Genomic DNA, 25,642 nt, shown 5'->3' on the forward strand with positions numbered 1-25,642 from the left:
CATTGGAAGACATCCTCCAGCTTGCTCTGTTCTCGATCCTATATAACCTAATAGCTTCTATCTTCCCGCGTTTACAAAAACACAAACTAGAGTAGAACCAGGAACGAAGCAGAAAATCTCACTCAGCAAGCTTTATTCGCAGCACAAACTATTAACGCTACAGAGATTACCTATTTGTGGCAGTGGCAGTTGGGACGCTTATTGAGAGATCGAGGAAATATCCCAGGAGCGATCGCGGCTTACACTGAAGCAGTTAACAATCTGAGATCTCTGCGCCGCGATTTAGTTGCAATCGATCCCGATCTTCAATTTTCCTTCCGAGATAAAGTCGAACCCGTCTATCGCCAGCTAGTCGATCTGCTGTTGCGCTCCCAGTCAGGTGCAGATCCCAGCCCTAAAAATCTCACCTCAGCGCGAACGACAATTGAATCTCTGCAATTAGCAGAACTAGAGAATTTTTTTCGCTCTGCCTGTTTAGATGCTAAGCCAGAATTACTCGATTCAGTTGTTGACAAGGGCGATCGCACCGCAGCAGTTATTTATCCGATTATTCTACCCGATCGCCTAGAAGTTATCCTCAAGTTGCCGACGCAAGCAAATCTGCGCCACTATACAACGAAAAAACCCCAAGACGAAGTAGAAAAAACTCTCCAATCGCTGCGGCAATACCTCAAAGAACCCGATCGCACTCTAGACGTGCAGAAATTATCTGGGCAGTTGTATAGCTGGTTGATTCAACCGCTTGAGGTTGAGCTTGAAAAAATGCAGGTGACAAAACTCGTATTTGTCTTAGATGGAAGCTTGCGAAATGTGCCGATGGGGGTTCTCTACGACGACAAACAACAAAAGTATCTGATTGAAAAGTATGCGATCGCCTTAACTCCAGGTCTTCAATTGTTAGAACCCACACCTTTGCAACGGCAAAGATTAAGTGCTTTAACTGCTGGATTGAGTGAGTCTAGGAAAGTTGCAGGCATCCAGTTTTCGCGACTGCCAAATGTTTTGGATGAATTAAATCAAATCGAGTCGCAAGTGCCTAAAAGCGAGGAACTTTTTAATCAAAAATTTACTAAAGATAATCTTCAAACTCAAATTAATTCCAATCCTTTTACCGTAGTTCACATGGCAACTCACGGTCAGTTTAGTTCTAATTTAGAAGAAACTTTTATCCTGACCTGGGATCGATTGCTGAAGATCGATGAGCTAGATAATTTACTCAGGACTAGCGACACGAGTAGATCTAGCACCATTGAATTACTAGTCCTAAGTGCCTGTGAAACAGCTGCTGGGGACAATCGCGCTGCTTTGGGACTCGCAGGCATAGCAGTGAAAGCAGGGGCGCGGAGTACGCTAGCAACGTTGTGGCAAGTAGACGATCGCTCTACTGCCCACCTCATGAGTGAATTTTATCACCAGTTAGCCAATACTAATTTGACTAAGGCTGAGGCACTCCAAAAAGCTCAACTAGCTTTGTGGAACAATAAGACCCAAGACTGGAAACGTCCCTATTTCTGGGCAGCTTACGTTTTAGTCGGCAATTGGCTTTAACAGCGATCGGATTATCGGGTTCATTTTGCCGTCATTCAAAGAACGGGGATAAAGAACCTATAATTCTGGCTCTGGAGATGCGATCGCCCTGCTTTTGAGAATTGAGCTAACGAGCTGTGTATCCACCATCAATTGGCAAAGCTACTCCTGTGATGAAGGCTGCTTCGTCACTTGCTAAAAATAAAGCGGCAGCGGCAACATCATCTGGTGTGGGCATTCCTGGTAACGGATTAAAATGCTTCGCGTCTTTGCGTGTTTGCTCTGGGTTAGGACTGTTCTGAATGGCGTGTTCGAGTAGTGGGGTGTTTACAATTGTCGGACAAAGAGCATTGACGCGAATCCGATGTGCGGCGTATTCAATTGCGGCTGTGCGAGTTAATTGGATTACTGCTCCCTTAGCAGCTGTATAAGCAGAAAAGTTTTCTAACGCTATCATGCCACCAATTGATGCCATATTCAGTACAACTCCCCGCCCCCCCTTGAGCATCGCTGCAATGCCATACTTCATCCCGAAGTAGACTCCATCTTGATTGGTCGCCAATACTCGTCGCCAGTTCTCAATACTGCTATCGACAATGAGTGCTTGCTCGCCATCAATCCCAGCGTTATTCACCAAGATATCTAAGCAGCCATAGTCGTGCATGGTTTTATCAATCAGCGCTTCTACCGAATTAGGGTCACTGACATCGACTTTGACAAACTGACTGTTTGGTAGTGCAGCAGCGACAGTTTCCCCTATCTGTTGCTGGATATCGGCAATTACAACCTGCGCTCCTTCTTTGACAAAGCGTTCTGCACAAGCTCGACCTAGCCCAGAGGCAGCTCCTGTAATTACTGCCACTTTGCCATCGAGTCTATCCATGTGTCTTCTCCTTTTTATAACAATCAAAAAATTTGTGAGAAAACTGAATCAGCTCAAATTAATATTAATAGAAACTCGTCTGTTGTAGCTCATCAGCACTTGCAGCAAGATGTTTTCTACCCTCTTTATCCTCACCCTTTCAGCAACGCCGACTTTTGCAACATAATCGGTACTTGTGGCTCTAAATTTTGAAACAATGGCGTACTCAAGTAGCGTTCGCCAAAGCTGGGCTGAATCATGACGATTAATTTTCCTTTGTTCTGCGATCGCTGAGCTACACGAATTGCCGCACCTAATGCTGCACCGGAGGAGATACCAGAGAGTAGACCTTCTTCTCTTGCCAACCGCTGACCGTAAGCGATCGCTTCCTCATCAGTCACGGCAATGACTTCATCAATTAATTCAACCTTCAGGACTTGGGGAATAAACCCAGCACCAATACCCTGAATTTTGTGCGCTCCTGGTTGTCCTCCCGATAAAATTGGACTATTAGCAGGTTCAACCGCGATCGCTTGAAAACTTGGTTTGCGTGCTTTAATAACCTCTGCTACGCCAGTAATCGTTCCACCAGTACCGATTCCAGCCACCACCATATCTACTTGCCCATCTGTATCTGACCAGATTTCTTCTGCTGTTGTTTCTCGGTGAATCTGCACGTTAGCTGGGTTACGAAACTGTTGCAGCATATAGGTATTCGGGGTTGTATTAACTATTGCCTGCGCTCGATGGATTGCACCGTTCATACCTTCAAAGCCTGGTGTAAGTTCGAGAGCGGCTCCATAAGCCCGTAGCATGGATCGTCGCTCATTACTCATCGTATCTGGCATCGTCAAGATCAAACGATACCCTTTCGCAGCTGCTGCCATTGCTAAGGCAATTCCAGTATTTCCTGAAGTGGGTTCGACTAAAGTCGTCTTTTCTGGACTAATTAGTCCCTCTTGCTCTGCCGCATCAATCATGCTGACACCAATTCGATCTTTGACTGAGGCAGAAGGGTTCATGCTCTCCAGTTTCACTACAATTCGCGCTACACACCCCTCGGCTAGCGGGATGTTGTTCAGATGTACTAGGGGAGTACGACCGATTAATTCTGTAATATCTTTGGCGATATGCATGGCTTTAATTATTTGTTAGTTGTCAAAAGAATGATGAATTCTTAGTTTTTCAGCTTCTTTAATGTGGGGTACGAAAAGCGGTCGTGTTGCAAAGACTAGTAGCAATCTGGACGACTAATATTTATACATATTATCGCTCGTCCAACCCACCTCATCCATGAACCCCAAGTATCTGTCTACATGGCATCACTTCAACTAATATTCCTCAGTCAACATTTGATGCAATTGAGCTAGGAGTGCTAACAATCGTCTTTGCTGCCTGGGAGTGTAAATAGCTCGGCGATTGCTAGCCAGCGACTCCCGTATCTGCCGAGAAATAGTTTCTATCTGAGTTAATATAGCTATCTGGATCTCAAGTACGTTTTGGTGCGGTAGCTCTTCAATATCTTGTCGGTTGGACTGAGGTGAAGTACTAATGAGTCTAAGGCTGACTCGCTCGTCAGTCGCTTGTTTTAGCTGGTTTGCATGAGTTAGCGGCACGATTTGAACTTGTTCAGACTCTATTTCTAGTTCTAGCAGCTCTGAAGCGCTATTCTCGTTTGCAGGGTTCGCTTTGTGATGATTTAACATTGCATCAGCTCTGGTTTGATTGGTTACACCGATGTCGCCATTTGTTTCTGGAATTAACTGTTTTTACCCGCAGTAGTGCTATGAGAAATACGGTTACAAAGCTTAATCTTGCACTATGCCAAGCTAAATGAGGACGTAGGGCATCTCTAAGTAGAGTAACTTGATTCATAGGGTTTCATCGTCAGAATGTGGTAATTCTCATCAAACCCTTTCCTTTGAACTATTCGCAAGCTTTTGTCCTGTACTTAGCTGTAAGCCATATGGCTATTAGTATGACCAGGGGTAGAGATCGCTTCGATGAGAATGTTCCCAATGACCAGCCTTTCTCTATCTCGAATCAACTTGTCAGCACACGTTACCTGAGCTTTTTCTGGCAATACTCCCAGGCATCCTGTCAGCTCTCGCAGTTTGGTAGTTCCAGTGATATGGTCGGTGTGGATATGGGTTTCTAAACAATAACATAGCTGGAAGCCAAGCTCTTGAAGGAGATTGAGATCGCGCTCAACTTGTTCTAAAACTGGATCGACTAACACAGCTTCTTTTGTGTTCAGATTGGCAATTAAGTAAGTATAAGTTTTAGATTCATAATCGAACAACTGTCGAAAAAACATATGTAACTCTCCTGAAGTGCCAGTTAATGCTTGTGGCTTCAAGCAGGTTCTCCTGGGGTGGAGGTAGCAGTACAGCTAAGTACAACTATTTGTTCCCACGCCAAGAGCTGTTTCTACTCAGCCGTGCTAGCGTTTTACAGACGAACCAAGTTACTTATTCGGTTGAGGAGTCATCCGTAGATAAGGCTTGACCTCTTTATAGCCTTTCGGAAATTCTTGCTTTAACTCATTTGAATCTTTGATCGAAGGAACGATAACGCAGTCATCTCCCTCTTTCCAGTTGGCGGGAGTAGCAACCTGGTAGTTGAGTCAACTGTAAAGAATCAATTACCTGCAAGACTTCATCAAATTTCTAACAAAAACAATAAATATTTATTGTTGTTTATCCACATTGTTTGTTATGTTTATATGCAAGATTAAGGATGTCACTTATTTCTTGTCCTAACATTGATAGATCGATCAAACATAATACAATCTGCAATACAATGCAACTCAGTTTAATTGATTCGCTTCATTTCACTAATTTTGAGAATGAATCGTTCTCAAGTATGGCAAATTCCATAACACAGAGATAGTAGCAATTGAATAATCGCTCTCAACGGCTCTTTTAGCTGTTGAATGTGCGATTAAACGTTTTAGCTATGCGTTTGGTTACAGATTAATTCGAGCTGTAAAAAATCCGTTGATGCCGGTAGACTGAGAGATGTGCCCTAAAAGGGTGAGCTCGAACGTTCCTCAGAAGCAAGCTATGAGAGCAAGAGTGGAAACTGTCATTAGAGATGAAGCCGGGAACATTTTGAGTCAGCTTGCTCCACACGAAATAGATCTAGGCAATCAAAGCTTGGATGACATAGAGGGAGCAGTTGAGAACTGGAGACAGCAAGTACTGCCCGAAATAGAGGCAAGCTTGTTAACTGAGGCTCAAAGCCAGTTCACGCAGGAGATAAAAAAACCAGAAAGCTAGTTGTAACGGTACACGGCTAATATGGATAAAGACTTTACATGGAAAGTTTGTATTCAGTTTACAAAAACATCAATTTGAAACACAAGAAACAAACTATTTAACTCTAACAAACCAATTGTAGGAAGGCTACGTGAGTTCAAGATTGTAGGAGCTATGTGGCTACTATAGCAATCGCCTGAGCTATGAAGAAGTAGCTAGATTAGTCGAACGCATTGCTGGAGAAAGGTTACTGAGCGACCAGAAAATTGGGCAAGTCGTGAGTGCTAAAGCCCTAAAAGTTAGCAAAGAGATTTATAAAAGTATGGAAGCAATACTGGCTGAAAATGACCAGGAAGTGTTACTAGTAAATGCCAGCATAGATATCTACGATTCCGAAGAAAAAGAAATTCTTTTGTTTGATGATGGAATTCAAGTCAAAGGTCAAAAAGCCGAACGTCAAAAGGAGCCAAAACAGGAAAGTAAGAGGCAAAAGCTTTTCAACGATAAAACTCCAGCGATTACTACAGATATTGTCATTCTACAAAAAGCAACTACTGGATTTGAGTACATAGCTGCTCCTATTAATACAAAAGGCGAGGATTTACTAAATTTAGCTATTATCGTTAAAGCTAAAGTTATTCAAGAGTATGGAAGTCAGACTTTCCCATTAAATTTAGTAGCAATTATTGATGGAGCCAAAACTATTCGCGACTCGACTTCTCACCATTTTTGGTGGAGCAGTTACCGTGATTGAAAAATTGGTACCACCTATGTAAAAAACTCCGAGGGTTCATGTCGATGATTGCCATCAATCAACTCGAAAAGTCTAAGCATTTAAAGTTTTTATTTTCCCAATTGTGGCACGGGTTAACTGCAATTGCTCTTGAATATTTAAAACACCAAGTTCAGGCTAGAAATTTAGACAAATGGCAAGAGTTAATTGGCTATGCGCGAAAAACATTCCTCTGAAATTATTAACTACAGGCGCCGTAGCCAAGCCGGTAAAACTATTGGTAGCGGACGCGCCGAGAAGGGAGTAGATTTGACAGTCGGCTGGCGACAGAAGAACAAGGGCATGAGCTGGAGTCGCTTGGGTAGCAGAGCCTTAAGTCTACTCAAGGTAGCTGAACTTAACGCTCAGTGGCAGCAGTTGTGGTTCCCTGCTCCGGCTGCCTAATCAACGAATAATTTACAGCTTGAATTATTGCCGAAGTAATAGCTGATTTTTGTTGCATCGAACATGGGATTTTATGAGTTCAACGTCTTTTCAATACGGCGATCGGGAATGAGCCACAGGACTGCAACCAGAACGTATAATGCACATGCAAACCAAGAGGTTGCAAAAGCAAGTGGAATTGCAACTACATAAATCAATACCGATAACTTGCCTTTAAAATTCCGATCCAGAGCGATCGCAAGTGTGGAATCTTGACCGTGGTGAAAAATAAGCGTGCGGGTCAGAGTGAAGTAGGCGATCGCAGCCAACAATAGAACCACACCATAAAGCGCCACAGGCAACGCAGCAAATTGATTTTCACCCATCCATGCGGTAACAAAGGGAAATAATGATAACCAGAACAACAGATGTAGGTTTGCCCACAACGTTGAACCATTCACTTGTCGGACTGCCTGAAACAGGTGATGGTGATTGTTCCAGTAGATACCAACATGAACGAAGCTCAACACATAGCTTAGAAAGGTTGGAATCAGCGGACTTAGCGCAGCTAAATCTGACTCATGAGGTATTTTCAACTCCAGTACCATGATGGTGATAATAATAGCAATTACCCCATCACTGAATGCTTCTAACCTACCTTTAACCATTTTTGGGTATGCTCCTTGTCTGCTTACCGCGTTGTATAACTTTCAGCAATTTGCAATTTGTTAGCCTTACACGGTTGGAGTATGCTCTAGCGCAACTCGATCCCAATGTCCTAAGTTGGCTGCTGCTTCATAGGTGCTTTGGAAAAAAGCAAGGAGCATTGCATCTGGATCCTCAGCTTGTCTCACGGCTTCATAGGGTAGGATAAACTCTTGCATCTGGGAGCTGTAAAAAGCTTCTCTGGGTTGGATCGAGTAATCACGGAACCCTTCCGGCGTAGGGTAAGCATAAGCGTAAAAAACAGGCTCCACAACTGACCCACCCCCTGGCCAAAAGCCACAACTACTGACTTCATGTGAATAGGCTTCGCGCGTGACCCAATCTGCCATATTCGGAACTCCCCCTGGGTGTTCTGGTGCACGACGACCAGAGAAACGGGTCACAGCCAAGTCAAAGCTGCCCCAAAAGAAATGCACAGGGCTGGATTTACCAATAAACTGTGAACGGAAGACGGTCATGACCCGATCGACTTGCACGAGAATTCTCCAAAACCGTTGTGCATACTCCGGATCGTAAGCTGCGTGTTGATAGTCCCGATCGAACGGGATTGGTTCTGACACTTCTTGCGGCATCGTCCAGATTCGGACTTCGATGCCGATGTTGCTCAATGTAGTTAGCACCATTTGGTAAAAATCTGCAACGGAGCGAGGAGCCAGTGCAATTCTTTTAGTGATGCCGTCGCTCGTGTCGATTTGTAGTTGATGGTCAAGAAAATCAAAGCTAATTTGAAAGTTACGAGTTTCGTAAGAGATTGAAGCGGTTGTTAGTCCACGCGGTGTGACATAAAGCGTAGATTGCCACCAGTGATTGAGTTTAGGTGCCAGTGCCAACCGGATTTTACCAATGATTTGCGTCCATAGATGAAGAGTTGCATAGGTATCCTGCCAAGCTACTAAGGGCAAACTGGGCCAAACAACGTCAATGGGAGTACTTTGATTAGAAACAGCCATAAAAATCACCCAAATGAGGAGAACAGGTTGAAGAAATGAGAAGGAAACCTAGATGAAATCAACATCGCTATCAATAGTCTTTTCCCCGTTCATCTGCAAAACACCATAACCACTGCTCCCCCAATTCAGCCGAACTAACGACTGCATGACTGGTTGCTTCATAATGACGACGAGCATGTTGATGCTCAGAAGAATCGCAGCACAGCATTTTCCCGCAGGTTTGGCAAATCCGCAGGTGTACCCAGCGGCTATTTATTTTAATGCACTCTTCACAACGAAATACGGGATAGGCTGCTTTAGAAATCAGGTTTTCCACGGTTAGATTGTTGAGATGTTCGCAGGTCATAGTTTTTTGGTATCCCTGGTAGAAGACAACGGTGAACAGAATGATTAAGGCTGATTGTTCAAGTGGATGCTTTAACGGAGCGAGAGCAGTTTCTCTATCGGCGTGTCCTTCTCCTCAGTGTAGTGCCAAATCACCCCGTTGCCGCTTGTGCAAAATTCACGGAACAATTGCAGTAACGCGAATTTCAACACGCATTTTTGGAAGTGCAAGCGCCGCGACCCCTACCTCTGTCCAAATTGGGGCGCGATCGGGCATGTAATGACGAAATAGCTTGACTATCATCTCGTTAACTTCAGGGGGAAACCCGCCAACATGGTAAGAATTGACATGAACCACATGCTCCCAACTTGCACCAGCCGTTGCTAAGGTTCGCTCTATGTTCCGAAACACCTGAGCAATCTCATCTGCGAGTGATTCGGGAATTTCTAGATTGTCATCGATGCCGCCTTGTCCGGATGTCTCCACTCGATTACCAATTTTTACCGCTTGCGAGTAATGCAAGTTATTCAGCATGTATTCCCCATAACCGGGAGTGACAAAAAACTTGGGCTTATTCATGGTGTTCCTTTGTTCAGTAACGATTGTCGATAAGCGAAGTGAAATCGTAGTAAAAGCGAAAAAATTCACGGCTTTACAGCAATTCTTGATTATCACTTGACGGACTTTTTACTTTGCAAGAATACATCCTGACTTTTGCAGATTATTTACGCCGCGCTGCTGGTTTCATCCTTGACCTCGGTTTTGATAACGAAAGCCCTTAACTCAACAATATCATCGCCGCGAAAGCGCCAGACATCGCAGTACGAGTAATGAGCCGCTTTCCCGTCTTCGTCCTTCATTGTGATGTCGCCGAGTGCCGTGACGAAATCACCTTCAGCGATTAAGTTAGCAACCATAAACTTTGGCGGCTCTATGTATGTCGCTGCCATCCATTGGCGAACGGCTTCCTTTCCTTTAAGGGTCTTGTCACCTACAAACGTCCATTTCATGTCGTCGGCGCAGAACGACAAGAATCCTTCATTGTTACCTTCAGCGATCGCTGCATTTGCCGCCTCTAAGATTGCTTTATTTTTCTCTGACATATAAATCTCTCCTCTGTTCAAGTGAATGCTTTAACGGAGCAATCTCTGCTGCCACTTATGCGAAACTCACGGAACAATTGCAGTAACGCGAATTTCAACACGCATTTTTGGAAGTGCAAGCGCCGCGACCCCTACCTCTGTCCAAATGGGGGCACAATCGGGCATGTAATGATGAAATAGCCTGACTATCATCTCGTTAACTTCAGGGGGAAACCCGCCAACATGGTAAGAATTGACGTGGACAACATGCTCCCAACCCGCACCAGCAGTCGCCAAGGTACGCTCTACGTTCCGAAACGCTTGAGCAATCTCGTCTGCGATCGATTCGGGAAATTGCAGATCGTCATCCCATCCGCCTTGACCGGATGTCTCCACTCGATTGCCAATTTTTACTGCTTGCGAGTAATGCAATCTACTCAGCATGTATTCCCCATAACCAGGGGTGACAAAAAACTCTGGCTTTTTCATGGTGTTCCTATTGATGAAAAGCTTGCTCTAACATTTAGTTGCTATGACTAGCACGTTCGATCAGTGCGTTTGAGGGCAAGCTCGGATTAAGTACCTTGCTCGCACTGTCAGCCCCTACAACGGGCAGCGTGCTCGGATCGAGCATGCCGAGTTGAACCAATACACTCGCCTGATCCCAATAGATGTGTTCATGGGCTAGCTTGCCATCACGGAACTGGATAATCGCTACCACTGCCACTTCAACCCGTTTCCCGGTCGGAGCAATGCCAGGTAGCATCCATTCCATCTGGATCGTATGAGTGAACTTAGCCAGCATTTCATCGACGAGTCGATCTGTTCCGATCGTGCGCGAAATCGGAACTAGCTCAAGGTCTGGCGGAATCTGGGGAATGAAGTTTTTGGAATAAAACTCACCCACTGCTGCTTTTCCGACTCCCCCAGTCATCACTGGAATGTGATTCACATAAGCGTCCTCAACCATCGTAGCGAGAGCATCTTCAGGGCTGTGAGTACCAAACTCGTGCCCGATATGCTCTTCCCAGACCGCTTGCAAGGCTTCCTGAGCGGATGTCAGGCTTGGAGTTGCCTGTACTGCATGTTTGTCTGCTGTTTGCTCTTTGACCATGTTGAATTCTCCTAAGTTCTATCTAAGGTGCATAAATCGTTTCGTCTTCTTTGCGCCAAGCTGGATCGACTAGACAAACGAAAACAATGGGTTCGTCGCCGTAGTTGTGAAGGAACTGGATTGCATTTGGAGGAATGTAAACCGCATCGCCTGGTTCAATGCGACGGACTTCACTATCGATCGACATTTCTCCAACACCGCTAATGATGTAATAAACCTCAGAAGTCTTTAGAGAATGGGGAATCGAAGTTTTGCCAACAGGCAAGATCGCATACGCCAAACTGTAACGCAAGTTGATGTCTTGTTTGTCAGGATGAAGCAGTTCGCGCAGAACAGTTCCATCTCCAGCGATAATTTCTTCACAGTCGTTTAGCTTTTGGATCAGCATAAGTTTAGGCTTGCAATTACACGATCGGAGCAAGTTCAGGTTAAATACTGCCAGAGGTCAGCAACATCACGACATCTGCATGAGCTAACACAACATCAGGGTGGCGTTGAAATGCCGTACTATACTTCATGGCAAACTCATCGCCCAATTCGTTGGGGCTGAGCAGTGTACGAATGTCACTATCAATCGCTTCAATTGCCTCTGGTGTAACGGGTTCATCGGGATGAAGCAACTCATCGATTTGGATAATCAATTCCGAGAGTCGATGCAACCAGGCAAACTGCTCATGCCTAATTACCAGTTGTAGCAATTCACCTCTAGAAACTTGCCCTCGAACTTGTTCATAGGTAAGCCGCTCAGTCTCTAGTAAAAGCTTGTGCAGATGCAGTAGTTTGATTCGTAACTCACTCAAGCGCTGATGTTGACTCATCTGATACTGAAGTGGGTTAAGCATGAATCCGTCCCATCCTTCCTGCTTGGTAGTCGTCGATCGCGTGGATAATTTCAGCTTCAGTGTTCATGACAAACGGACCGTAGCGCACGACTGGTTCGTTCAGGGGCACACCTGCAATCAGCAGAAGATCTAGAGGATGCTGAGCATCATCAGGGTTGGAGATTGCTACATCTTCTCCATCTTGAGCAAAGAGTATCATCTGCCCATCATCACCAGGCGCTGGCTCTGTCCCAAACAACCCAGACCCCTCCAGGACATAGACAAAAGCGTTGTACTCTTTGGGTACAGGCTGGATTATCGTTGCCCCTGGTTGCAGTGTGAAGTGGAGGTAAACTATCGGCGTGCGCGTCTGAATTACGGCTTTTGCCCCTAACGCTTCTCCCGCGATCGCGCGCACCGTCACAGACCTATCTTCGGTTTGAGCTACCGGAATGTGAGCCGCTGGAATTTCCTGATAGCGGGGCGGCATCATTTTGTCTCGTTGTGGCAGATTGACCCATAGTTGAATGCCGTGGAGCCGTCCACCAGTTTGGGTAAACATTGACTCCGGCATCTCGGAATGCACGACCCCGGCACCTGCTGTCATCCACTGGACATCACCCGGATTTAGTAGCCCGGCGTGTCCTGCAGAATCTTTGTGTTCTAACCGTCCATCCAAGACATAGCTGACAGTTTCAAAGCCCCGGTGCGGATGATCGGGTGCGCCTTTTGCCTGACCTGGCTTTAGATTAATCGGACCCAACTCGTCGAGGAGGAGAAACGGGTCAAATTCAGAGAAGCTACTTTTGGGAAAGGGCCGACGTACAAGAAATCCGGCTCCTTCGAGTGTTTCAACGCTGTTGATGACTCCGGCAACGGTTCGAGATGTTTGAGTGGGGACAGTCATAGAATTACCTCTTCAGAACTAGACAAATATATGTATCATTTGAGCCTGACTCAACGGGGTGAATCACAGGTTTTTTTCACAAGTCAGAAATGCGGCAGATTTTGTGTTCGGTGCATTACGCTGTCGCTAATGCACTCTACTGGCTGATGTGTCTGTGCAAGATTGTGAGAATGCCCCAAGGATTAGGTCGGTTTTCTCCTGTTTCAATCAATATTGACCTTCAGCACACGATCGAACTCCGATTCGTTTAGCAATCATCAGCGCCGTAAAGTTGGTCTAATTTTCTGTAAATTTCAGCACAATTTTGCCCCGTGTTCCTCCCTGCTCTAGACGCTGATGTGCCAGAACGACCCGATCCCAAGAAAATACTGAATCAATCACTGGGCGAAGCTGATGACGCTCGATTAGTTTTGTTAAAGCCTCTAATTTTGCTCGGTACTGGGGTGAAAAAACAAAATGAATCGTCAGATTCTTACCCCATGCTTCAAGAAGCGATTGCGGTATTGCAATGTCTACAATGCTTGTAAGCCTACCGAAGGGACGAATGATTTCTAGACTACGCTGAATCGTTTCTCCGCCGATCGTATCTAGAACTAAATCCACACCCAGTCCATTTGTTTCTTGACGAATGACTTCTACATAATCTTCATTTTTGTAATCAATCACTCGATCTGCACCCAGTTCTGTCACAAAATCTCGGTTTCTAGAGCTACACGTCGCAAAAACGTATGCCCCGATCGCTTTGGCGAGTTGAACTGCGATCGAACCAACTCCACCCGCACCCGCATGGATGAGAACTGTTTCACCAACTTGTAGATTGCCCCTAGTCACTAGACAATCCCAAGCAGTTCCGCCTGCAAGCGGAAAAGAAGCTGCTTCAATGTGCGATAGATTTGTAGGCTTCAATGCAACAATCGCTGCATCAGCCACATGATACTGAGCGTAGCTACCGAATTCTCCAAAAATTTGCGGCGAGTAATATACGTTGTCTCTCACCTTGAAATCAGTCACAGCTTCGCCAATTGCCTCAATCACCCCTGAAACATCGACTCCAAGGATGGCGGGTAATTGAACCAGTTCTTTGTAATCACCACGACGAGTTTGGTAATCGACCGGGTTAATCGAGGTTGCACAAACTCTGACCAACACCTGATTCGCCTTCATTGTTGGTATGGGAACAGTTTGAATCTCAAACTTCTCAGCATCACCAAACGCAGTTAATACGACTGCTTTCATAGATTCCATCTGTGCCAACTCTCCTTGATTTAGAATTAACAGTGACGGGATTTCGATACACTCAGCGTAGGTAAGTTCTCCCTGACTTCGCAAGTCAGCACGATTTGGTAAGGTAGTTACCGTTTAGGGAAAAGGTTTTTCCTCCCACCTCTGGATCTGAACCAGTTTTGGATTAGTTTTTCTTGAGGAAGTCAAGCAAGACAGGATTGACCCGATCGGCATGTGTCCAGTTGATAGCATGGGAGCCACCCGGAATAACAACAAGTTGACTGTTTTTAATCAGCTTTGGAAGTCTTGCTGCGGTGGACTCAAGTGGCAAAATCCGATCGCTATCTCCATGAATAATCAGAGTTGGTACATCAATGCGGGGCAGATCGTCGCGGAAATCGGTGAGCCAGGAGGGTACACAGTCCAACGTTCCTTTCGCAGAAGCCTCTGCTGCCACATTCCAACTTGCCTGAATTGCTTCATTGCTGATGCGATCGCCCAACAACACATCTACATTGAAGAACTCTCTAAAGAATGTAGAAAAGTAGGCTGGACGGTCTTCAACGATCGCTTTCATAATGCCATCGAAAACGCTTTGGTCAACGCCTTCAGGATTATCCTCGGTCTTCAGCAAGAAGGGCGGCACGGGAGCCATCAGCACGGCTTTCTGCACCCGCTCTGAGCCATACTTGCCAAGATAGCGAGTGACTTCACCTGTTCCCATTGAGAAACCGACCAGCACGGCATTTTGCAAGTTAAGCTTGGTCATCAGCGTGTTCAAATCTGCTGCGAATGTGTCGTAGTCATAGCCAAATGAGGGTTGGCTGGAAGCACCGAATCCTCGGCGATCGTAAGTAATTACTCGATATCCTGCGTTCAGTAAAACTAAAACCTGCTTCTCCCAGGAATGTCCGTTCAATGGAAATCCATGAATGAGAACAACAGGTTGACCTGTGCCCAGATCTTCGTAGTAGAGATCGATGTTTGCAGAGTTTTCTTGACCAACAGTAATGTAAGGCATTGAAATCTCCTATAAATGCTGCATTGGATTCTTGTCTGACAATCGAAGTGTAATGAGTTCTAATGCTCGGTGTCTTTCAGATTCTTGGGCAGTTTGTCAAATTCCTGCGCGATAACCTTTAAGACGCAGCGCCGATCAATTCCTCGCTTTTCGCCCAAAGCTGCTTAGCCTTGTTAGCGTCGAGCGCATATGACCTAACGCCATCGGCAAACGGGTTGGGCGTGTCATCGATCGGTGCGATCGCGCAATCTTCGAGATAATGTCCACCGATCTCGTCTTTATTCGCTACAACTGCGGCCCAAACCGATGTCGCGGCTGCCTGCGGAGTTTCTTTCAACTCTTTCGGCGGCAGACCTGCTTCGGTGCGCGCTGCGTCAACAGTCTGCAAAAGTCCCTGCAACTCCTCCGGCGAGAGATGGCGGGGTAGATCCGTCACACTGTTTCCGGGCATCACCGAAGCAGCCCGAATGCCGCGATCGCGATGCCGCCTGTCAAACTCCACAGCGAACAGTGAATTGGCGGTTTTCGATCGGCTATAGGCAACCCATGGATCGTACGCCTGCTGCTCGAAATTCGGATCGTCTAAGTCAACATCGGCACCGCGATGCGAGAGCGACGACAGGACTACCAGTCGTCCATTATCGGCAAGCAGCGGCTCGATCCCATCGATCAGGGCAAAATGACCCAGATGGTTCGTCCCGAACTGGATTTCAAAGCCGTCGATCGTCCGACCGAACGGAGTTGCCATAACGCCAGCGTTAGCGATGATGGCATCGAACGGCTGACCGTCAGCCAACAGTTTATCCGCACAGGCACGAACGCTTTGCAAGGATGCCAGATCGAGATTGATCGACTCCAGGCTGCCGCCCTGCAACGCGGCATCACGAACCGATGCAGTGGCTGGCTCAGCTTTAGCGAGGTTTCTGACCGCGCCGACGACGCTAGCGCCGTGAGAGACCAGTGAGTGGGCAGTTTCGCGTCCAATGCCCGACGATGCACCCGTAACGAGAAATCGCTTTCCCTTGAGATCAATGCCCGCAAGCACCTCGTCGGCGGTCGATTTTGCACCAAATGTTTCAGTCATTTCTTTTTCCTTTCGTGTGGGGAGTTAGAAGGCACTTTGGACATCATCATCAACTCCTAAGTTCTCTTTGTCTTAGTTCATGTGAGTGTAGTCAGTTCCAACACTCAACTTCTTGCAGATTCCTATGGAGTTTCCGATGGAATTAGCGAACCTATTTCAGTGTTACTTTAGTGAGTTGCTTGAAGTGCTGTATCAAACATTTCGCACTGCCGATCGACTACTGCGCTACATACCCACCATCGACCATCAACGTTTCACCTGTTACGAACGATGCCAGGTCAGATGATAAAAATAAAACTGCATTTGCAACTTCAACCGGTGTTCTAATTCGTCCGATCGGGTGAAGTCCTGTTATGTAAGCTTTGACTTCATCCTGCCCACCTGTAGCTGCTTCAAACATATCTGTTTCGATTGCTGCTGGTGCAACTACATTGATGCGAATACCCGCTTTGGCATATTGGAGCGCGGCGGCTTTTGTTAAGCCTACTACTGCATGTTTACTCGCGGTGTACAGGAGTTGGGTAGGAACTGCAACGACTCCAGCTCCAGATGATGTATTGACGATCGAACCACTTCCCTGTTTCAACATCTGAGCAATTTCATATTTCATCGACAACCAAACGCCTTTGACATTGACGTTCATAATGCGATCGTATTCAGCTTCTGTTTGCTCAATCAATGAGGAATTTTCGCCGACCGTTCCTGCATTATTAAAGGCAATGTCCAACCGCTTTATCAACCATTGCCTCAACATCGGCTTCTTTCGTGACATCTGCTTGCACAAAAATCGCCTCTCCGCCAGCTTCCTGAATCAATCGAACCGTTTCTTCACCTTCATCCATTCGACGACCCACCACAACCACCTTTGCTTGTTGTTGGGCATAAGCGATCGCCGTTGCACGACCGATTCCCGATGTGCCACCAGTGACTAACGCCACTTTATCTTGCAGGATCATTCTGTTTCTCCTGTTTTAGTTTCATCAGTTTGTATTGGGTAAGCTTGCCTCAGCAACTAGGCAACTTCTTGCGCGATCGCAATCAGGGCATGATTCACCGAAGAGTCGCGAAGAGAATCAGTCTGAGGTGTACCTTCATGCTCAGAATCATTTCTGCTTTGTACTAGTAAATGCGTCATAGAACTACCTTCAATGAAATAACAAAACTGCTTTCGTCTATTACTAACGTTGATGAGTTATGAGAAGAGCTTAGTGACTTGTAGCAACAATGGCTGCCATCAACTCTGTTATTCTCCAGCGTCCGGTATATCGAATGTTATTGATAAATAGGGCTGGAGCTGCCGTTACTCCACTGTGTATTCCGCCTGCAAGATCTTCATTGATGCGATCGATATGCACTTGTTTAGATAAGTCTTTGAGAAATTGAGGGATATCAAACCCTAAATCATTGGCGTACTCTACGAGATAACCATTTTCTAACTTCTGTTGATGGGTAAACAAAGTGTCGTGCATTGACCAAAACTGTCCTTGGGCAGCGGCGGCTTCAACGGCTTGGGCTGCCCGTTGAGCATGAGGATGAATCTGTGCTTGCGGAAAATGACGGAAGATAAAACATAAATCATCCTCTCCAAAAGAAACCGTAAGCTCTTGCCGAATGACTTTAATCAGCTTGTAAACGGCTGCACTTCTAGGGCATTGATAGTCCCCATACATCACTAACACCACAGCGGCACTTAGCACACCTTGACTGCGATCTTGGGTTGAAGCTGGCACAACTAAAGAACTGGAACTATGGTCGTCGATCATCTTTCTACATCTGTATCAAGCATGGAACCTTGCAATTCACTTGCTCAATCCACATGAATTCAATATAAGCAATTGATTTTTAGTTGTCGTCTACAGTGAGTTAAAACTTTTACACTATAATTTGATTGAGCAATTGCTCCTTCCTAGAATAGAAGGCTAGCTATAACTTAAGTTAGAATTCGAACTCGATCGAAAGTTCTACAAGCAGACAATGCCGCGTTTAACGGCAACAATCACAGCTTGAGTGCGATCGCTGACATCTAACTTATTCAAAATCCGATTGACATGAGATTTAACCGTGCCTTCACCGATACTCAAAGCAGCCGCAATATCGGCATTACTCATCCCCTGTGCCAGCGAGCGGAGTACCGCCAGTTCTCTTTCACTCAGTTCTGGGTTGCTGAGGCGCTGTACCAACTTTGCTCCCACATCAGGCGGAATATACTTCTGACCCCGATGAACGGTACGAATAGCATTCAGAAGCTCGTCAGGTTCAGTTTCTTTCAACAGATATCCTTTTGCGCCTGCCTGCAATCCCCGATAGATATCTTCGTCACTATCATAGGTGGTCAGGACAATAATTCGAGCAGATTTAGCGATCGCACAAATTGCACCAATGGCAGCAACTCCCTCCACTTCAGGCATTCTTAGATCCATCAATGTGACATCGGGTTGGTGTTCCCGAAACAAGTCGATCGCTTGTTGCCCATTTTCGGCTTGAGCAACTACCTTCATATCTGGGTCACGGCTAATAATCGTCGCTAGTCCTTGTCGAAAAATAGCATGATCGTCTGCAATCAAAACCTGAATCGCTTGGCTCATCATGTTACTCCTGACAGACAGTGACAATAATTTCTGTGCCTTGTCCAGATTGACTTGCGATCGTCAGTTGGGCGTTGATGCGCTCTGCCCGTTCGCTCATGCCGAGTAAGCCAAAGCCATTAGAGGACGGAATACTTCCAACCCCAAAGCCCTGCCCATTGTCTTTCACGCGCAACAAAAACCGATCGGACTCGTAGATTAGCTCCACTCGAATTTCGTCCGCATTGGCGTGTCTAATCGCATTGGTCAAGGCTTCCTGTCCAATCCGCAGTAAGTTACTCTCGACTTCAGGCGGTAGAGCATACGCTGTCCCCTTGACCTCATAATACAAAGTGGTATCATTTGCAGCCGCTCTGATTTGAGTCACGAGACGATGAAGAGCTCTTTGCAAACTGCCTTCCTCCAAAAGCTGAGGACGGAGTGCAATCACCGATCGCCGCGCTTCAGCCAGGCCAGTTCGCGCCAATTCTTTGATCAGGTCTAGATGTGCCTGAGCTGCTTCTAAATCATCCGCTAGTACCTGGTTTGCCGCACCGACCTGAGCCAGAATGCCTGTAAACGTCTGAGCCAATGTATCGTGAATTTCGCGTGCCATGCGGTTGCGCTCTTCTAAAATCGAAGCTTCTTCGGCACGCTTGCGATCGTCGATATCCGTAACAACTCCCAACGCTCGGGTGGGTTCACCGGATTCATTCCAGGTAACAATTTTGCCGACAGCAAGAATCCATTTCCACTGACCATCCCGGGTACGATGACGATACTCTGCTTGATAGTTGGGGACTTCTCCAGTAATACAAGCATCGTAAACTGCAACCACTGATTCTCTGTCGTCAGGATGCAAACTCTCAATCCACTCAGATTTGGTCACGTGAAATGTTGCTGGATCGTAGCCCAGCATTAAAGCGTATTCTGGGTTAACCACGACTTCTTCGGTTTTGATATTGAGATCGTAGAGTCCTTGATTTGAAGCGGTTAAGGCTAAGCGCAGTCGTTCTTCACTCGTTTGTAGAGCGGCTTCTGCTTGCTTGAGATCGCTAATATCCGCAACCACCCCTTCGATGTATTCATCGGCTGCATTCAGATAAGAAGAGAAAAGTACCCAAAACACTGTCCCATCTCGTTTTCGCATCTGTGCTTCATAGCTTCGCACTTCCCGATCGCGCTTCAGCAACTCAAGGAATTGTTGGCGCTCGCTGGGATTGACATAGTAGCCTGCGGTGTGTTCAATCCCAACGATCTCCTCTGGTGAGTCAAAGCCATACAGATTGGCAAAGCGTTGATTGGCATCGAGAAGTAAGCTATCCGAGAGGCGGGTTCGGTAGATGCCGACCTGCGAGTTTTCAAAGATAGCTCGGAACTTGGCTTCACTGCATTGTAGGGCTTCCTCTGCTTGTTTGCGCTGGGTAATATCTCGCGTTAGCCAAATCACCCGATCGTGGTCGATTGGTGCAATGCGAGCCGAAAACCAGGCTTCTCGTCCATTTAGAAACGCACTGTACTCGACTGTGAGGATTTGTTGGGTTCTCAGCACCTGCTGAATATAACTTAGAAATTCATCGGCTTGTTCCTTTCCGAGTTGATGCATAGTTTTACCCATCATCTCCTCAATGGGTTGCCATAGCAGATTTGGTTCCTGTACGATGATTTCAAGGAATCGCCCTTCAGCAGTCAGTACAAATAGTGGATCGGGAATGGCCTCAATTAGAGTCCGTAGCTTTGACTCTGAGGCTTGTAGAGCGGCTTCTGCTCGTTTGCAATCGCTAACATCCGCAATCACCCCTTCGATGTATTCATCGTCTGCATTCAGATAAGAAGAGAAAAGCGCCCAAAACAATGTCCCATCTCGTTTTCGCATCTGTACTTCATAGCTTCGCACTTCCCTGTCACGCTTCAGCAACTCAAGGAATTGTTGGCGCTCGCTGGGATTGACATAATAGCTTGCGGTGCTTTCAAGCCCAATCATCTCCTCTGGTAAGTCAAAGCCATACAGATTGGCAAAGCGTTGATTGGCTTCGAGAATTAATCCATCCGAGATGCGGTTTCGGAAGATGCCGATCTGCGAGTTTTCAAAGATAGCTCGGAACTTGGCTTCACTGCGTTGTAAAGCCTCTTCTGCTTGTTTGCGCTGGGTAATGTCATTGCCAACAGATAAAATTTCTACGATTTGCCCCTGTTCATCCAAGATGGCTCGATTTGACCAGGCAACCCAAACCCGTCTGCCGTCTCGACACAGGTTTTCACCCTCGACGTGAGAGTATGATGCAGGATTGCGAAGGAGATCTTGAATAAATTGTTTGCGATCGCGTTCAGAGATTTCAGTTTCTGGAACAGTCGTTTCGAGTAAGGTACGCCCTAATATTTCATGTTCCTCATAGCCCAAAAATCCTAGCCCATAATCATTTATGTAATGAATCTGTCCTTGCGGATCGTAGCGAATGACGATCAAATTCGCAGTTTGGATCAGGTTGCGATAGTTCGCTTCACTTTTCTGTAATGCTGCGGTTTGTTGGGCGACCTGTTGCGCTAAAGTTGCGATCGCGTAGCGATCGAAAGCATTTCCAGATGAAGCAGCGACTCTAGACGATTGAGCAAAGAACTGTGGATAGCAAGTTTCTAACTCTTTGACCTTTTCCGTTGCACCCCACCGTTCATAGCAGGAGTGAGCTTCTCTCATGTATGTTTGAGCAAACTTTTCTCGACCTCGCGCCAGATAGTGCTTTGCAGCTAATTCATAGGCTAAGGCTTCTTCTTGGATAAACTCATGTTCAGCAGCGTTTGCGATCGCTTGTTCATAAAGTTCTTCTGCCTCAAGATATTGCCCCAAGACCCGTGCTTTTTCTGCCTCGGCTAAATGAAATTTATGAAGATAATTCATCAACAGTATGAATGTTCCCCCAAATCCCCCTACGAGGTCATACGATCGCAAGTTTGCTGTTTAATACTACTGAATTCGTGTGGCTATCACCTCTACCTAAAGTTACAGAGCAATCAACAGCAGAGAAAATCTACAGCAGCAATTAATTATTAAAAGAAGAACTTGAAGCAGAAACCGCGATCGCAGCCGTTACCGCAGTCATTGGGTTGTAGGATGTGCGGGTTGTGCGTCAGGAAAGCGTGGGACTGATATGGTAATGCAATAGACAAGGGGATCTGACTTTGCAGAGAATGAGATTCAGTGGTGAATGAAATGCCATGAGCAAACAATCTATGGTGTTAGAATCTGTGTGCTGTCCTGATTGTCATAAGACTCACATTGTCAAACATGGTAAGAGTGCAGAGTTGCGACAGCGATATCGCTGTCGCAACTCTGAATGCTCGCGTCATAATTTCATCTTGAACTACAGCGATCGTGCTTACCCCTATTATTATCTCATAAGAGTGATACAACAGGGATATGAGTCAAAAACTCCCAGCCTTTGGGCGACTTTGCTTGGTTAGATGGTAGCTGCGATCGCTGCCTACACTACCCCATCTTTTTCAACTACGTATACGTATTTTTTAACTCCGATTAGTGACGATGCCAACAAAATTAGAGACACGATTGGTAAGTTATTGCTAAATGTAAAATTATTTTATTTTAAAAAGGAAGATAACTTAGAGTGAATAAGTAGGAAGTGTATTTCACTAATTATTTGATTTCAAATCAGCTTTTTATCTAGGTTTTTTACAATTGCTTAGAAATCTTACCTAAAATAAAAATGCTGAAAGTTCAAGGATTTTTTTCACTGCTTGAGAAACTTTTTGTATGAGTCTTAAAATAATATTATCAAACTCAAAATTTTAATTATCTAAATCGGTTTAGAAAATGCATAAAGATCCGAAATAATCGAGATCTAAATAGAATAAAAAGTAAGAGATAGTGCGTTGATAGAAGAAGAAGGTATTTTAAATGAGATAGTTTTTTGAATAGCTCGAAAAAGAGTTTTTTGCTGAAAGGGCAACATAAATTTAGTAGAAAATTTTAAATTTACCTCTCTCTTACTAGTTTTACTAGTTCAGGTTTGGTGTTTTGTGTCTGCCATAAAAACTACGAAGTGTTTAGGGTGATGAAGCTACGCTTTCACTACTAGCTAAAAAAACTTATGCGGACGAATTGTTGCAACTCAACAAGCAAATACGAGCGCCCCAAAAAATATGTAATTAAGGACGCTTTCGCTCAATAAAAAGCCTTTTATGCTAACGATTTTTGGTTATTTTTTTCTAGGTTCTGGCATTTTTTTAGCACAACAAGCTTTTCTTTGGACTCATTTAGATCGACTGCACAAACTTGGAATTCGCCTACCACTATTTATCCTTGTTAATAATTTTATTACCCTATTTTGCCTGCTTGAGTGTGTTGAGAAACTTAAGCACGAACGATTAAAGCTGACAAAGCGAGAGAAGAAGCAATGGATCGCACCCATCTTGGCTGCTGGAGTTGTCTGCCTAGCCTTCACTTTCATGGAAGCTTTGTATTTTTGGGGTTCCTTCTTTGCAGTATTCTACAGCTCAAGCGGCAATAAATTGTACTCGCAGCTCTTGGCAACGGGTGGAATCCTGATTTCAGGAATTGTCATCTGGCTGACGCGCCTTCCTGTCTTCATACTTGGAGGCTTGACACGTCCTAAAAAAGTTTGGCTGCGTGCCGTTCAAACTTTAGCACTCTTACCTTTGATGCACCTTTGCGAGCTAGGGCTAACGATCGTCGCTCCTACACTATATCCAATCGCATTTCAGATCCCAGTTGCGCTGAAGAAAAATCTGGTAGAGGAGGCGCACAAAATTGTTGGAGCAGACTCAGTGAATCCAGCTATGTACCTGTTCAATCCCAATATCACTCACCGCATTCGGCAACAGGTCTTTTATATCTCAGGAAATGAAGGGTTTGATTCAGCAGGCAGGCTTTTAGGCATTGAAATTCGTTCTTTATTGGAAAAGCACTCAGCAAAACTTGTGATTTTAATTCTTCCAGAAGTTATTATCGATGCCAATAATGAGAGTCAGGCAGAAAGTTTTGCTCAGTTTCTGACGGCGGAAATTAGTGCGAATCACAATGTTATAGTAGAGCTTCTATTTGGGGCAAAGCTTAAGGGTAAAAATATCATCCTTCGCGCCACTAAAAGCCCAGCCCAGAAAAGCTTTGGACTCATACGCGAAAAATACCTGCTCTTCCCGTTTTTTGAAAAGAAAACTTTGGGAATAGATCTTAGGGGATCGGAAGCTCGGAAGAATCAACACAACGGGCTTGCCGTTTTCAACAGGGCAGAACTTCCGCCTTATGCTCGTCCAGATGCTTTTGACATTTGTTATGAGTCTTTGCACTTGGAGCGGTGGCGCTTTGGATCTCCCAAATTAGTTTTGACAAATCATTCTGCCTTCTACAATAGTCTATTTCTCTCTAAAAGCTACGATTTGGCGTTACAAACATTAGGTGCGGTGTTCCAAACGCCGCTCATACTTGTAGGCAACCGAGGGCTTACAGGAGTTTTTGTCGATCGCAAGGACATGGCACGCCTGAACGACTTCTTTGATTCTCCCGACGGAAAGCAAGTGCGTTTCTTCCGGGTTGTCGGATTTTAACTGTGGAGGTTTATGGGTGCGAATGAAAAATCTAGTAGGAAAGTTTCAGTTTAGAATCACCAACCGCCTAGCTGGGACGGTAATCCTGGTTGGGCTTGGTTTAATGCTGCAAGGGGCGTTGGTGTTTCCCCTACTCAGGAACGCAGACGCTAACTCTCACAGCTCGAAGGAAGCCGAGCAGCACTGCCTTCAAATGGGGCGACGCACGCGGATACTACAAGAGTTACATATTAGTAGACCGAGATTTGACGCAGTCCGCCTGAAGCTTATTACTAAGAAGTTGGGGCAACTCGAACCAAAGATCCAAATTGCGGATAACGACACAACCCGACAACAACTCCTAGCAGCATTGAGGGGAACAGATTGTTTACTCCTAGACCAGCTTTGGCGAGATTATTCCGTTAGCGCCAATCCTACAGAAGTCAAAAGCCAAGGTGAATTTTATGCCCTGTTCCTCAAGGCGACTGCCCAAAGTCTCGACCCCTTTTCCGACTTCGAGTATTTCAGCAAGTTGGATCGGATACAGGTAGCAACCAGGAACCCTCACCAAATCCTTGGTATCATTGCCCTTGAACGGAAAGACCATCTACTAGTTAACAGGATACTGCCATTTACCGCAGCAGAGAAAGAGGGGAGTATTCGGGCTGGTGACAAGATCGTCGCTATTCAGCGCGATAATGGTGAAACTGTCAATTACTCAAAATCCTCTCTCGCGTTTTTCAAACAATATCTGCGCTCGCAGCCAGATGTTATGTTGCTAGTGAAGCGCAATGAAGCAAAGATAGGCGATCGCACGCTGACAATCACGATTAAAAAGGATGAATTATCGACCCGCAGAGCATTTTTCTACGTCACGTCGGTGGCTGGGCGTAAAGTCGGCGTTATCAAACTGCCGTCATTTTACATAAACTACGCTCAGCTAGCAGCAGGCAAACCCTACGAGGGTGCAGCCCCTGACGTGCTAAATATCCTCAAAGCCCTGCAAAAGGAAAACGTAGAGATAATTTTACTCGACCTACGCGGCAATTTAGGAGGAGATAAGGATGAAGTACTACGAATTTTAGGCTACTTCTTGGGTAAAAAAATAGCTCTTAAAACTCGGTACGACCCTAGTAGCGAACCCAAAATTTATCAAACTCTGGCAGAGCGGGTTTACGACAGTGCAATGGGCGTACTGATCGATCGCTTGAGTGCTTCGGCTGCAGAAATCCTCGCCGGAGCAATTCAAGACCATAAACGCGGTTCGATCTTAGGCGAAAATTCCTACGGTAAATGTATTACAGTTGTATTTAAGTTAAACTCTATTTATTAAGTAAATACGGTTTAGCAATGCTAGATACATCAAACGTATTCCTGACAGGTGTTGCGTTAGAAGCGCTGTCCCAATGGAGTGCCACACTCAAGACATTTCAGCAAAAACTGGGAAAGCACTTTGCCCG

26 protein-coding genes and 5 pseudogenes are annotated in these 25,642 nt (G+C 45.6%); 7 read left to right on the top strand and 24 right to left on the bottom strand.

The window, feature by feature from the left end; translation table 11 throughout:
• Positions 1 to 174 precede the first annotated feature (174 nt).
• Complete coding sequence (locus tag H6G17_RS28835; protein ID WP_242038659.1) at positions 175 to 1,548, top strand: CHAT domain-containing protein; 1,374 nt, start codon at positions 175 to 177, stop codon at positions 1,546 to 1,548.
• Between the two features lie 106 nt (positions 1,549 to 1,654).
• On the opposite strand, the gene H6G17_RS28840 is transcribed toward H6G17_RS28835, so the two are convergent.
• The 6 genes and pseudogenes from H6G17_RS28840 to H6G17_RS34930 form a co-directional block, all read right to left on the bottom strand.
• Complete coding sequence (locus H6G17_RS28840) at positions 1,655 to 2,410, bottom strand: SDR family oxidoreductase (protein ID WP_192161982.1); 756 nt, start codon at positions 2,408 to 2,410, stop codon at positions 1,655 to 1,657.
• 131 nt (positions 2,411 to 2,541) lie between these two features.
• A complete protein-coding gene (gene cysK / locus H6G17_RS28845; RefSeq protein ID WP_192161983.1) occupies positions 2,542 to 3,525 on the bottom strand; it encodes a cysteine synthase A in 984 nt (327 codons plus the stop codon).
• A gap of 195 nt (positions 3,526 to 3,720) precedes the next feature.
• Positions 3,721 to 4,095 carry a hypothetical protein gene (locus tag H6G17_RS28850; protein WP_192161984.1) on the bottom strand — a complete coding sequence of 125 codons (375 nt, stop codon included), beginning with the start codon at positions 4,093 to 4,095 and terminating at the stop codon, positions 3,721 to 3,723.
• A 52-nt stretch (positions 4,096 to 4,147) separates the two neighbouring features.
• Positions 4,148 to 4,264: pseudogene (locus tag H6G17_RS33680) on the bottom strand (IS4 family transposase); the annotation flags it as partial.
• An 82-nt stretch (positions 4,265 to 4,346) separates the two neighbouring features.
• Positions 4,347 to 4,706: pseudogene (locus tag H6G17_RS28855) on the bottom strand (MBL fold metallo-hydrolase); the annotation flags it as partial.
• Positions 4,707 to 4,856: 150 nt separating this feature from the next.
• Positions 4,857 to 5,055 (bottom strand): annotated as a pseudogene (locus H6G17_RS34930) (peroxidase); the annotation flags it as partial.
• Positions 5,056 to 5,454: 399 nt separating this feature from the next.
• Here H6G17_RS34930 and H6G17_RS28865 point away from each other — a divergent pair.
• The 3 genes from H6G17_RS28865 (at position 5,455) to H6G17_RS28875 (ending at position 6,826) form a co-directional block, all read left to right on the top strand.
• A complete protein-coding gene (locus H6G17_RS28865) occupies positions 5,455 to 5,670 on the top strand; it encodes a hypothetical protein (protein WP_192161985.1) in 216 nt (71 codons plus the stop codon).
• 256 nt (positions 5,671 to 5,926) lie between these two features.
• Complete coding sequence (locus tag H6G17_RS28870; RefSeq protein ID WP_192161986.1) at positions 5,927 to 6,403, top strand: hypothetical protein; 477 nt, start codon at positions 5,927 to 5,929, stop codon at positions 6,401 to 6,403.
• Between the two features lie 192 nt (positions 6,404 to 6,595).
• The gene (locus H6G17_RS28875) at positions 6,596 to 6,826 is read left to right on the top strand and encodes a hypothetical protein (RefSeq protein WP_192161987.1); all 231 of its coding nucleotides are present in this window, start codon (positions 6,596 to 6,598) and stop codon (positions 6,824 to 6,826) included.
• A 71-nt stretch (positions 6,827 to 6,897) separates the two neighbouring features.
• Here H6G17_RS28875 and H6G17_RS28880 read toward each other — a convergent pair whose 3' ends face one another.
• The 18 genes and pseudogenes from H6G17_RS28880 to H6G17_RS28960 all read right to left on the bottom strand — a co-directional run.
• Positions 6,898 to 7,473: a TMEM175 family protein gene (locus H6G17_RS28880; RefSeq protein WP_192161988.1), complete on the bottom strand. Its 576-nt coding sequence runs from the start codon at positions 7,471 to 7,473 to the stop codon at positions 6,898 to 6,900.
• A 66-nt stretch (positions 7,474 to 7,539) separates the two neighbouring features.
• On the bottom strand, positions 7,540 to 8,481 hold the full coding sequence (locus H6G17_RS28885) for a DUF5996 family protein (protein ID WP_192161989.1): 942 nt from the start codon (positions 8,479 to 8,481) through the stop codon (positions 7,540 to 7,542).
• 70 nt (positions 8,482 to 8,551) lie between these two features.
• Positions 8,552 to 8,827, bottom strand: coding sequence for a UBP-type zinc finger domain-containing protein (locus H6G17_RS28890; RefSeq protein ID WP_192161990.1), 276 nt, complete (start codon positions 8,825 to 8,827; stop codon positions 8,552 to 8,554).
• Between the two features lie 156 nt (positions 8,828 to 8,983).
• Positions 8,984 to 9,385, bottom strand: coding sequence for a RidA family protein (locus H6G17_RS28895; RefSeq protein ID WP_192161991.1), 402 nt, complete (start codon positions 9,383 to 9,385; stop codon positions 8,984 to 8,986).
• Between the two features lie 146 nt (positions 9,386 to 9,531).
• Entirely contained in the window at positions 9,532 to 9,909 is a 378-nt protein-coding gene (locus tag H6G17_RS28900) for a nuclear transport factor 2 family protein (RefSeq protein ID WP_192161992.1), read from the bottom strand.
• A 66-nt stretch (positions 9,910 to 9,975) separates the two neighbouring features.
• A complete protein-coding gene (locus H6G17_RS28905; protein WP_192161993.1) occupies positions 9,976 to 10,377 on the bottom strand; it encodes a RidA family protein in 402 nt (133 codons plus the stop codon).
• Positions 10,378 to 10,411: 34 nt separating this feature from the next.
• On the bottom strand, positions 10,412 to 11,002 hold the full coding sequence (locus H6G17_RS28910) for an ester cyclase (RefSeq protein WP_192161994.1): 591 nt from the start codon (positions 11,000 to 11,002) through the stop codon (positions 10,412 to 10,414).
• Positions 11,003 to 11,024: 22 nt separating this feature from the next.
• Positions 11,025 to 11,390, bottom strand: a complete 366-nt coding sequence (locus H6G17_RS28915) for a cupin domain-containing protein (RefSeq protein ID WP_192161995.1) — start codon at positions 11,388 to 11,390, stop codon at positions 11,025 to 11,027.
• Positions 11,391 to 11,430: 40 nt separating this feature from the next.
• Positions 11,431 to 11,844: a hypothetical protein gene (locus tag H6G17_RS28920; RefSeq protein ID WP_192161996.1), complete on the bottom strand. Its 414-nt coding sequence runs from the start codon at positions 11,842 to 11,844 to the stop codon at positions 11,431 to 11,433.
• Entirely contained in the window at positions 11,837 to 12,730 is an 894-nt protein-coding gene (locus H6G17_RS28925; protein WP_192161997.1) for a pirin family protein, read from the bottom strand. Before H6G17_RS28925 ends, H6G17_RS28920 begins: the two co-directional genes overlap by 8 nt.
• 276 nt (positions 12,731 to 13,006) lie before the next feature.
• The gene (locus H6G17_RS28930; protein WP_192161998.1) at positions 13,007 to 13,975 is read right to left on the bottom strand and encodes a zinc-dependent alcohol dehydrogenase family protein; all 969 of its coding nucleotides are present in this window, start codon (positions 13,973 to 13,975) and stop codon (positions 13,007 to 13,009) included.
• Positions 13,976 to 14,138: 163 nt separating this feature from the next.
• Positions 14,139 to 14,975, bottom strand: a complete 837-nt coding sequence (locus H6G17_RS28935; protein ID WP_192161999.1) for an alpha/beta hydrolase — start codon at positions 14,973 to 14,975, stop codon at positions 14,139 to 14,141.
• Positions 14,976 to 15,093: 118 nt separating this feature from the next.
• The gene (locus tag H6G17_RS28940) at positions 15,094 to 16,059 is read right to left on the bottom strand and encodes an SDR family NAD(P)-dependent oxidoreductase (RefSeq protein WP_192162000.1); all 966 of its coding nucleotides are present in this window, start codon (positions 16,057 to 16,059) and stop codon (positions 15,094 to 15,096) included.
• Positions 16,060 to 16,276: 217 nt separating this feature from the next.
• Positions 16,277 to 17,015: pseudogene (locus tag H6G17_RS28945) on the bottom strand (SDR family oxidoreductase).
• A 56-nt stretch (positions 17,016 to 17,071) separates the two neighbouring features.
• Positions 17,072 to 17,194: a hypothetical protein gene (locus H6G17_RS34340; protein ID WP_277876106.1), complete on the bottom strand. Its 123-nt coding sequence runs from the start codon at positions 17,192 to 17,194 to the stop codon at positions 17,072 to 17,074.
• Positions 17,195 to 17,264: 70 nt separating this feature from the next.
• A complete protein-coding gene (locus tag H6G17_RS28950; protein ID WP_192162001.1) occupies positions 17,265 to 17,822 on the bottom strand; it encodes a DsbA family protein in 558 nt (185 codons plus the stop codon).
• Between the two features lie 198 nt (positions 17,823 to 18,020).
• Positions 18,021 to 18,644 carry a response regulator gene (locus H6G17_RS28955; protein WP_192162005.1) on the bottom strand — a complete coding sequence of 208 codons (624 nt, stop codon included), beginning with the start codon at positions 18,642 to 18,644 and terminating at the stop codon, positions 18,021 to 18,023.
• A 4-nt stretch (positions 18,645 to 18,648) separates the two neighbouring features.
• Positions 18,649 to 21,519, bottom strand: a pseudogene (locus H6G17_RS28960) (PAS domain S-box protein); the annotation flags it as partial.
• Between the two features lie 317 nt (positions 21,520 to 21,836).
• Between H6G17_RS28960 and H6G17_RS28970 the strand changes: the two are divergent.
• The 3 genes from H6G17_RS28970 to H6G17_RS28980 all read left to right on the top strand — a co-directional run bounded on the left by H6G17_RS28970 (position 21,837) and on the right by H6G17_RS28980 (position 25,515).
• A complete protein-coding gene (locus tag H6G17_RS28970; RefSeq protein WP_192162002.1) occupies positions 21,837 to 22,082 on the top strand; it encodes an IS1 family transposase in 246 nt (81 codons plus the stop codon).
• Between the two features lie 735 nt (positions 22,083 to 22,817).
• Positions 22,818 to 24,203 (top strand): hypothetical protein, encoded by a 1,386-nt coding sequence (locus H6G17_RS28975; protein WP_192162003.1) that lies wholly within the window; start codon positions 22,818 to 22,820, stop codon positions 24,201 to 24,203.
• A gap of 22 nt (positions 24,204 to 24,225) precedes the next feature.
• Positions 24,226 to 25,515 carry a S41 family peptidase gene (locus tag H6G17_RS28980; RefSeq protein WP_192162004.1) on the top strand — a complete coding sequence of 430 codons (1,290 nt, stop codon included), beginning with the start codon at positions 24,226 to 24,228 and terminating at the stop codon, positions 25,513 to 25,515.
• Positions 25,516 to 25,642: the final 127 nt, after the last annotated feature.

The organism is Chroococcidiopsis sp. [FACHB-1243] (genome assembly GCF_014696895.1).
Classification (GTDB): Bacteria; Cyanobacteriota; Cyanobacteriia; order Cyanobacteriales; family Chroococcidiopsidaceae; genus Chroococcidiopsis.

Excerpts from the sequence above, each read along its gene's own strand:
- H6G17_RS28900 (WP_192161992.1), bottom strand. The coding sequence starts at position 9,909 with ATGTCAGAGAAAAATAAAGCAATCTTAGAGGCGGCAAATGCAGCGATC.
- H6G17_RS28895 (WP_192161991.1), bottom strand. The coding sequence starts at position 9,385 with ATGAATAAGCCCAAGTTTTTTGTCACTCCCGGTTATGGGGAATACATG.
- H6G17_RS28980 (WP_192162004.1), top strand. The coding sequence starts at position 24,226 with ATGAAAAATCTAGTAGGAAAGTTTCAGTTTAGAATCACCAACCGCCTA.
- H6G17_RS28930 (WP_192161998.1), bottom strand. The coding sequence starts at position 13,975 with ATGGAATCTATGAAAGCAGTCGTATTAACTGCGTTTGGTGATGCTGAG.
- H6G17_RS28875 (WP_192161987.1), top strand. The coding sequence starts at position 6,596 with ATGCGCGAAAAACATTCCTCTGAAATTATTAACTACAGGCGCCGTAGC.
- H6G17_RS28915 (WP_192161995.1), bottom strand. The coding sequence starts at position 11,390 with ATGCTGATCCAAAAGCTAAACGACTGTGAAGAAATTATCGCTGGAGAT.
- H6G17_RS28840 (WP_192161982.1), bottom strand. The coding sequence starts at position 2,410 with ATGGATAGACTCGATGGCAAAGTGGCAGTAATTACAGGAGCTGCCTCT.
- H6G17_RS28935 (WP_192161999.1), bottom strand. The coding sequence starts at position 14,975 with ATGCCTTACATTACTGTTGGTCAAGAAAACTCTGCAAACATCGATCTC.
- H6G17_RS28910 (WP_192161994.1), bottom strand. The coding sequence starts at position 11,002 with ATGGTCAAAGAGCAAACAGCAGACAAACATGCAGTACAGGCAACTCCA.
- H6G17_RS34340 (WP_277876106.1), bottom strand. The coding sequence starts at position 17,194 with ATGACGCATTTACTAGTACAAAGCAGAAATGATTCTGAGCATGAAGGT.
- H6G17_RS28955 (WP_192162005.1), bottom strand. The coding sequence starts at position 18,644 with ATGAGCCAAGCGATTCAGGTTTTGATTGCAGACGATCATGCTATTTTT.
- H6G17_RS28885 (WP_192161989.1), bottom strand. The coding sequence starts at position 8,481 with ATGGCTGTTTCTAATCAAAGTACTCCCATTGACGTTGTTTGGCCCAGT.
- H6G17_RS28920 (WP_192161996.1), bottom strand. The coding sequence starts at position 11,844 with ATGCTTAACCCACTTCAGTATCAGATGAGTCAACATCAGCGCTTGAGT.
- H6G17_RS28880 (WP_192161988.1), bottom strand. The coding sequence starts at position 7,473 with ATGGTTAAAGGTAGGTTAGAAGCATTCAGTGATGGGGTAATTGCTATT.
- H6G17_RS28940 (WP_192162000.1), bottom strand. The coding sequence starts at position 16,059 with ATGACTGAAACATTTGGTGCAAAATCGACCGCCGACGAGGTGCTTGCG.
- H6G17_RS28970 (WP_192162002.1), top strand. The coding sequence starts at position 21,837 with ATGAGCAAACAATCTATGGTGTTAGAATCTGTGTGCTGTCCTGATTGT.
- H6G17_RS28890 (WP_192161990.1), bottom strand. The coding sequence starts at position 8,827 with ATGACCTGCGAACATCTCAACAATCTAACCGTGGAAAACCTGATTTCT.
- H6G17_RS28975 (WP_192162003.1), top strand. The coding sequence starts at position 22,818 with ATGCTAACGATTTTTGGTTATTTTTTTCTAGGTTCTGGCATTTTTTTA.
- H6G17_RS28950 (WP_192162001.1), bottom strand. The coding sequence starts at position 17,822 with ATGATCGACGACCATAGTTCCAGTTCTTTAGTTGTGCCAGCTTCAACC.
- H6G17_RS28925 (WP_192161997.1), bottom strand. The coding sequence starts at position 12,730 with ATGACTGTCCCCACTCAAACATCTCGAACCGTTGCCGGAGTCATCAAC.
- H6G17_RS28905 (WP_192161993.1), bottom strand. The coding sequence starts at position 10,377 with ATGAAAAAGCCAGAGTTTTTTGTCACCCCTGGTTATGGGGAATACATG.
- H6G17_RS28850 (WP_192161984.1), bottom strand. The coding sequence starts at position 4,095 with ATGTTAAATCATCACAAAGCGAACCCTGCAAACGAGAATAGCGCTTCA.
- H6G17_RS28865 (WP_192161985.1), top strand. The coding sequence starts at position 5,455 with ATGAGAGCAAGAGTGGAAACTGTCATTAGAGATGAAGCCGGGAACATT.
- cysK (WP_192161983.1), bottom strand. The coding sequence starts at position 3,525 with ATGCATATCGCCAAAGATATTACAGAATTAATCGGTCGTACTCCCCTA.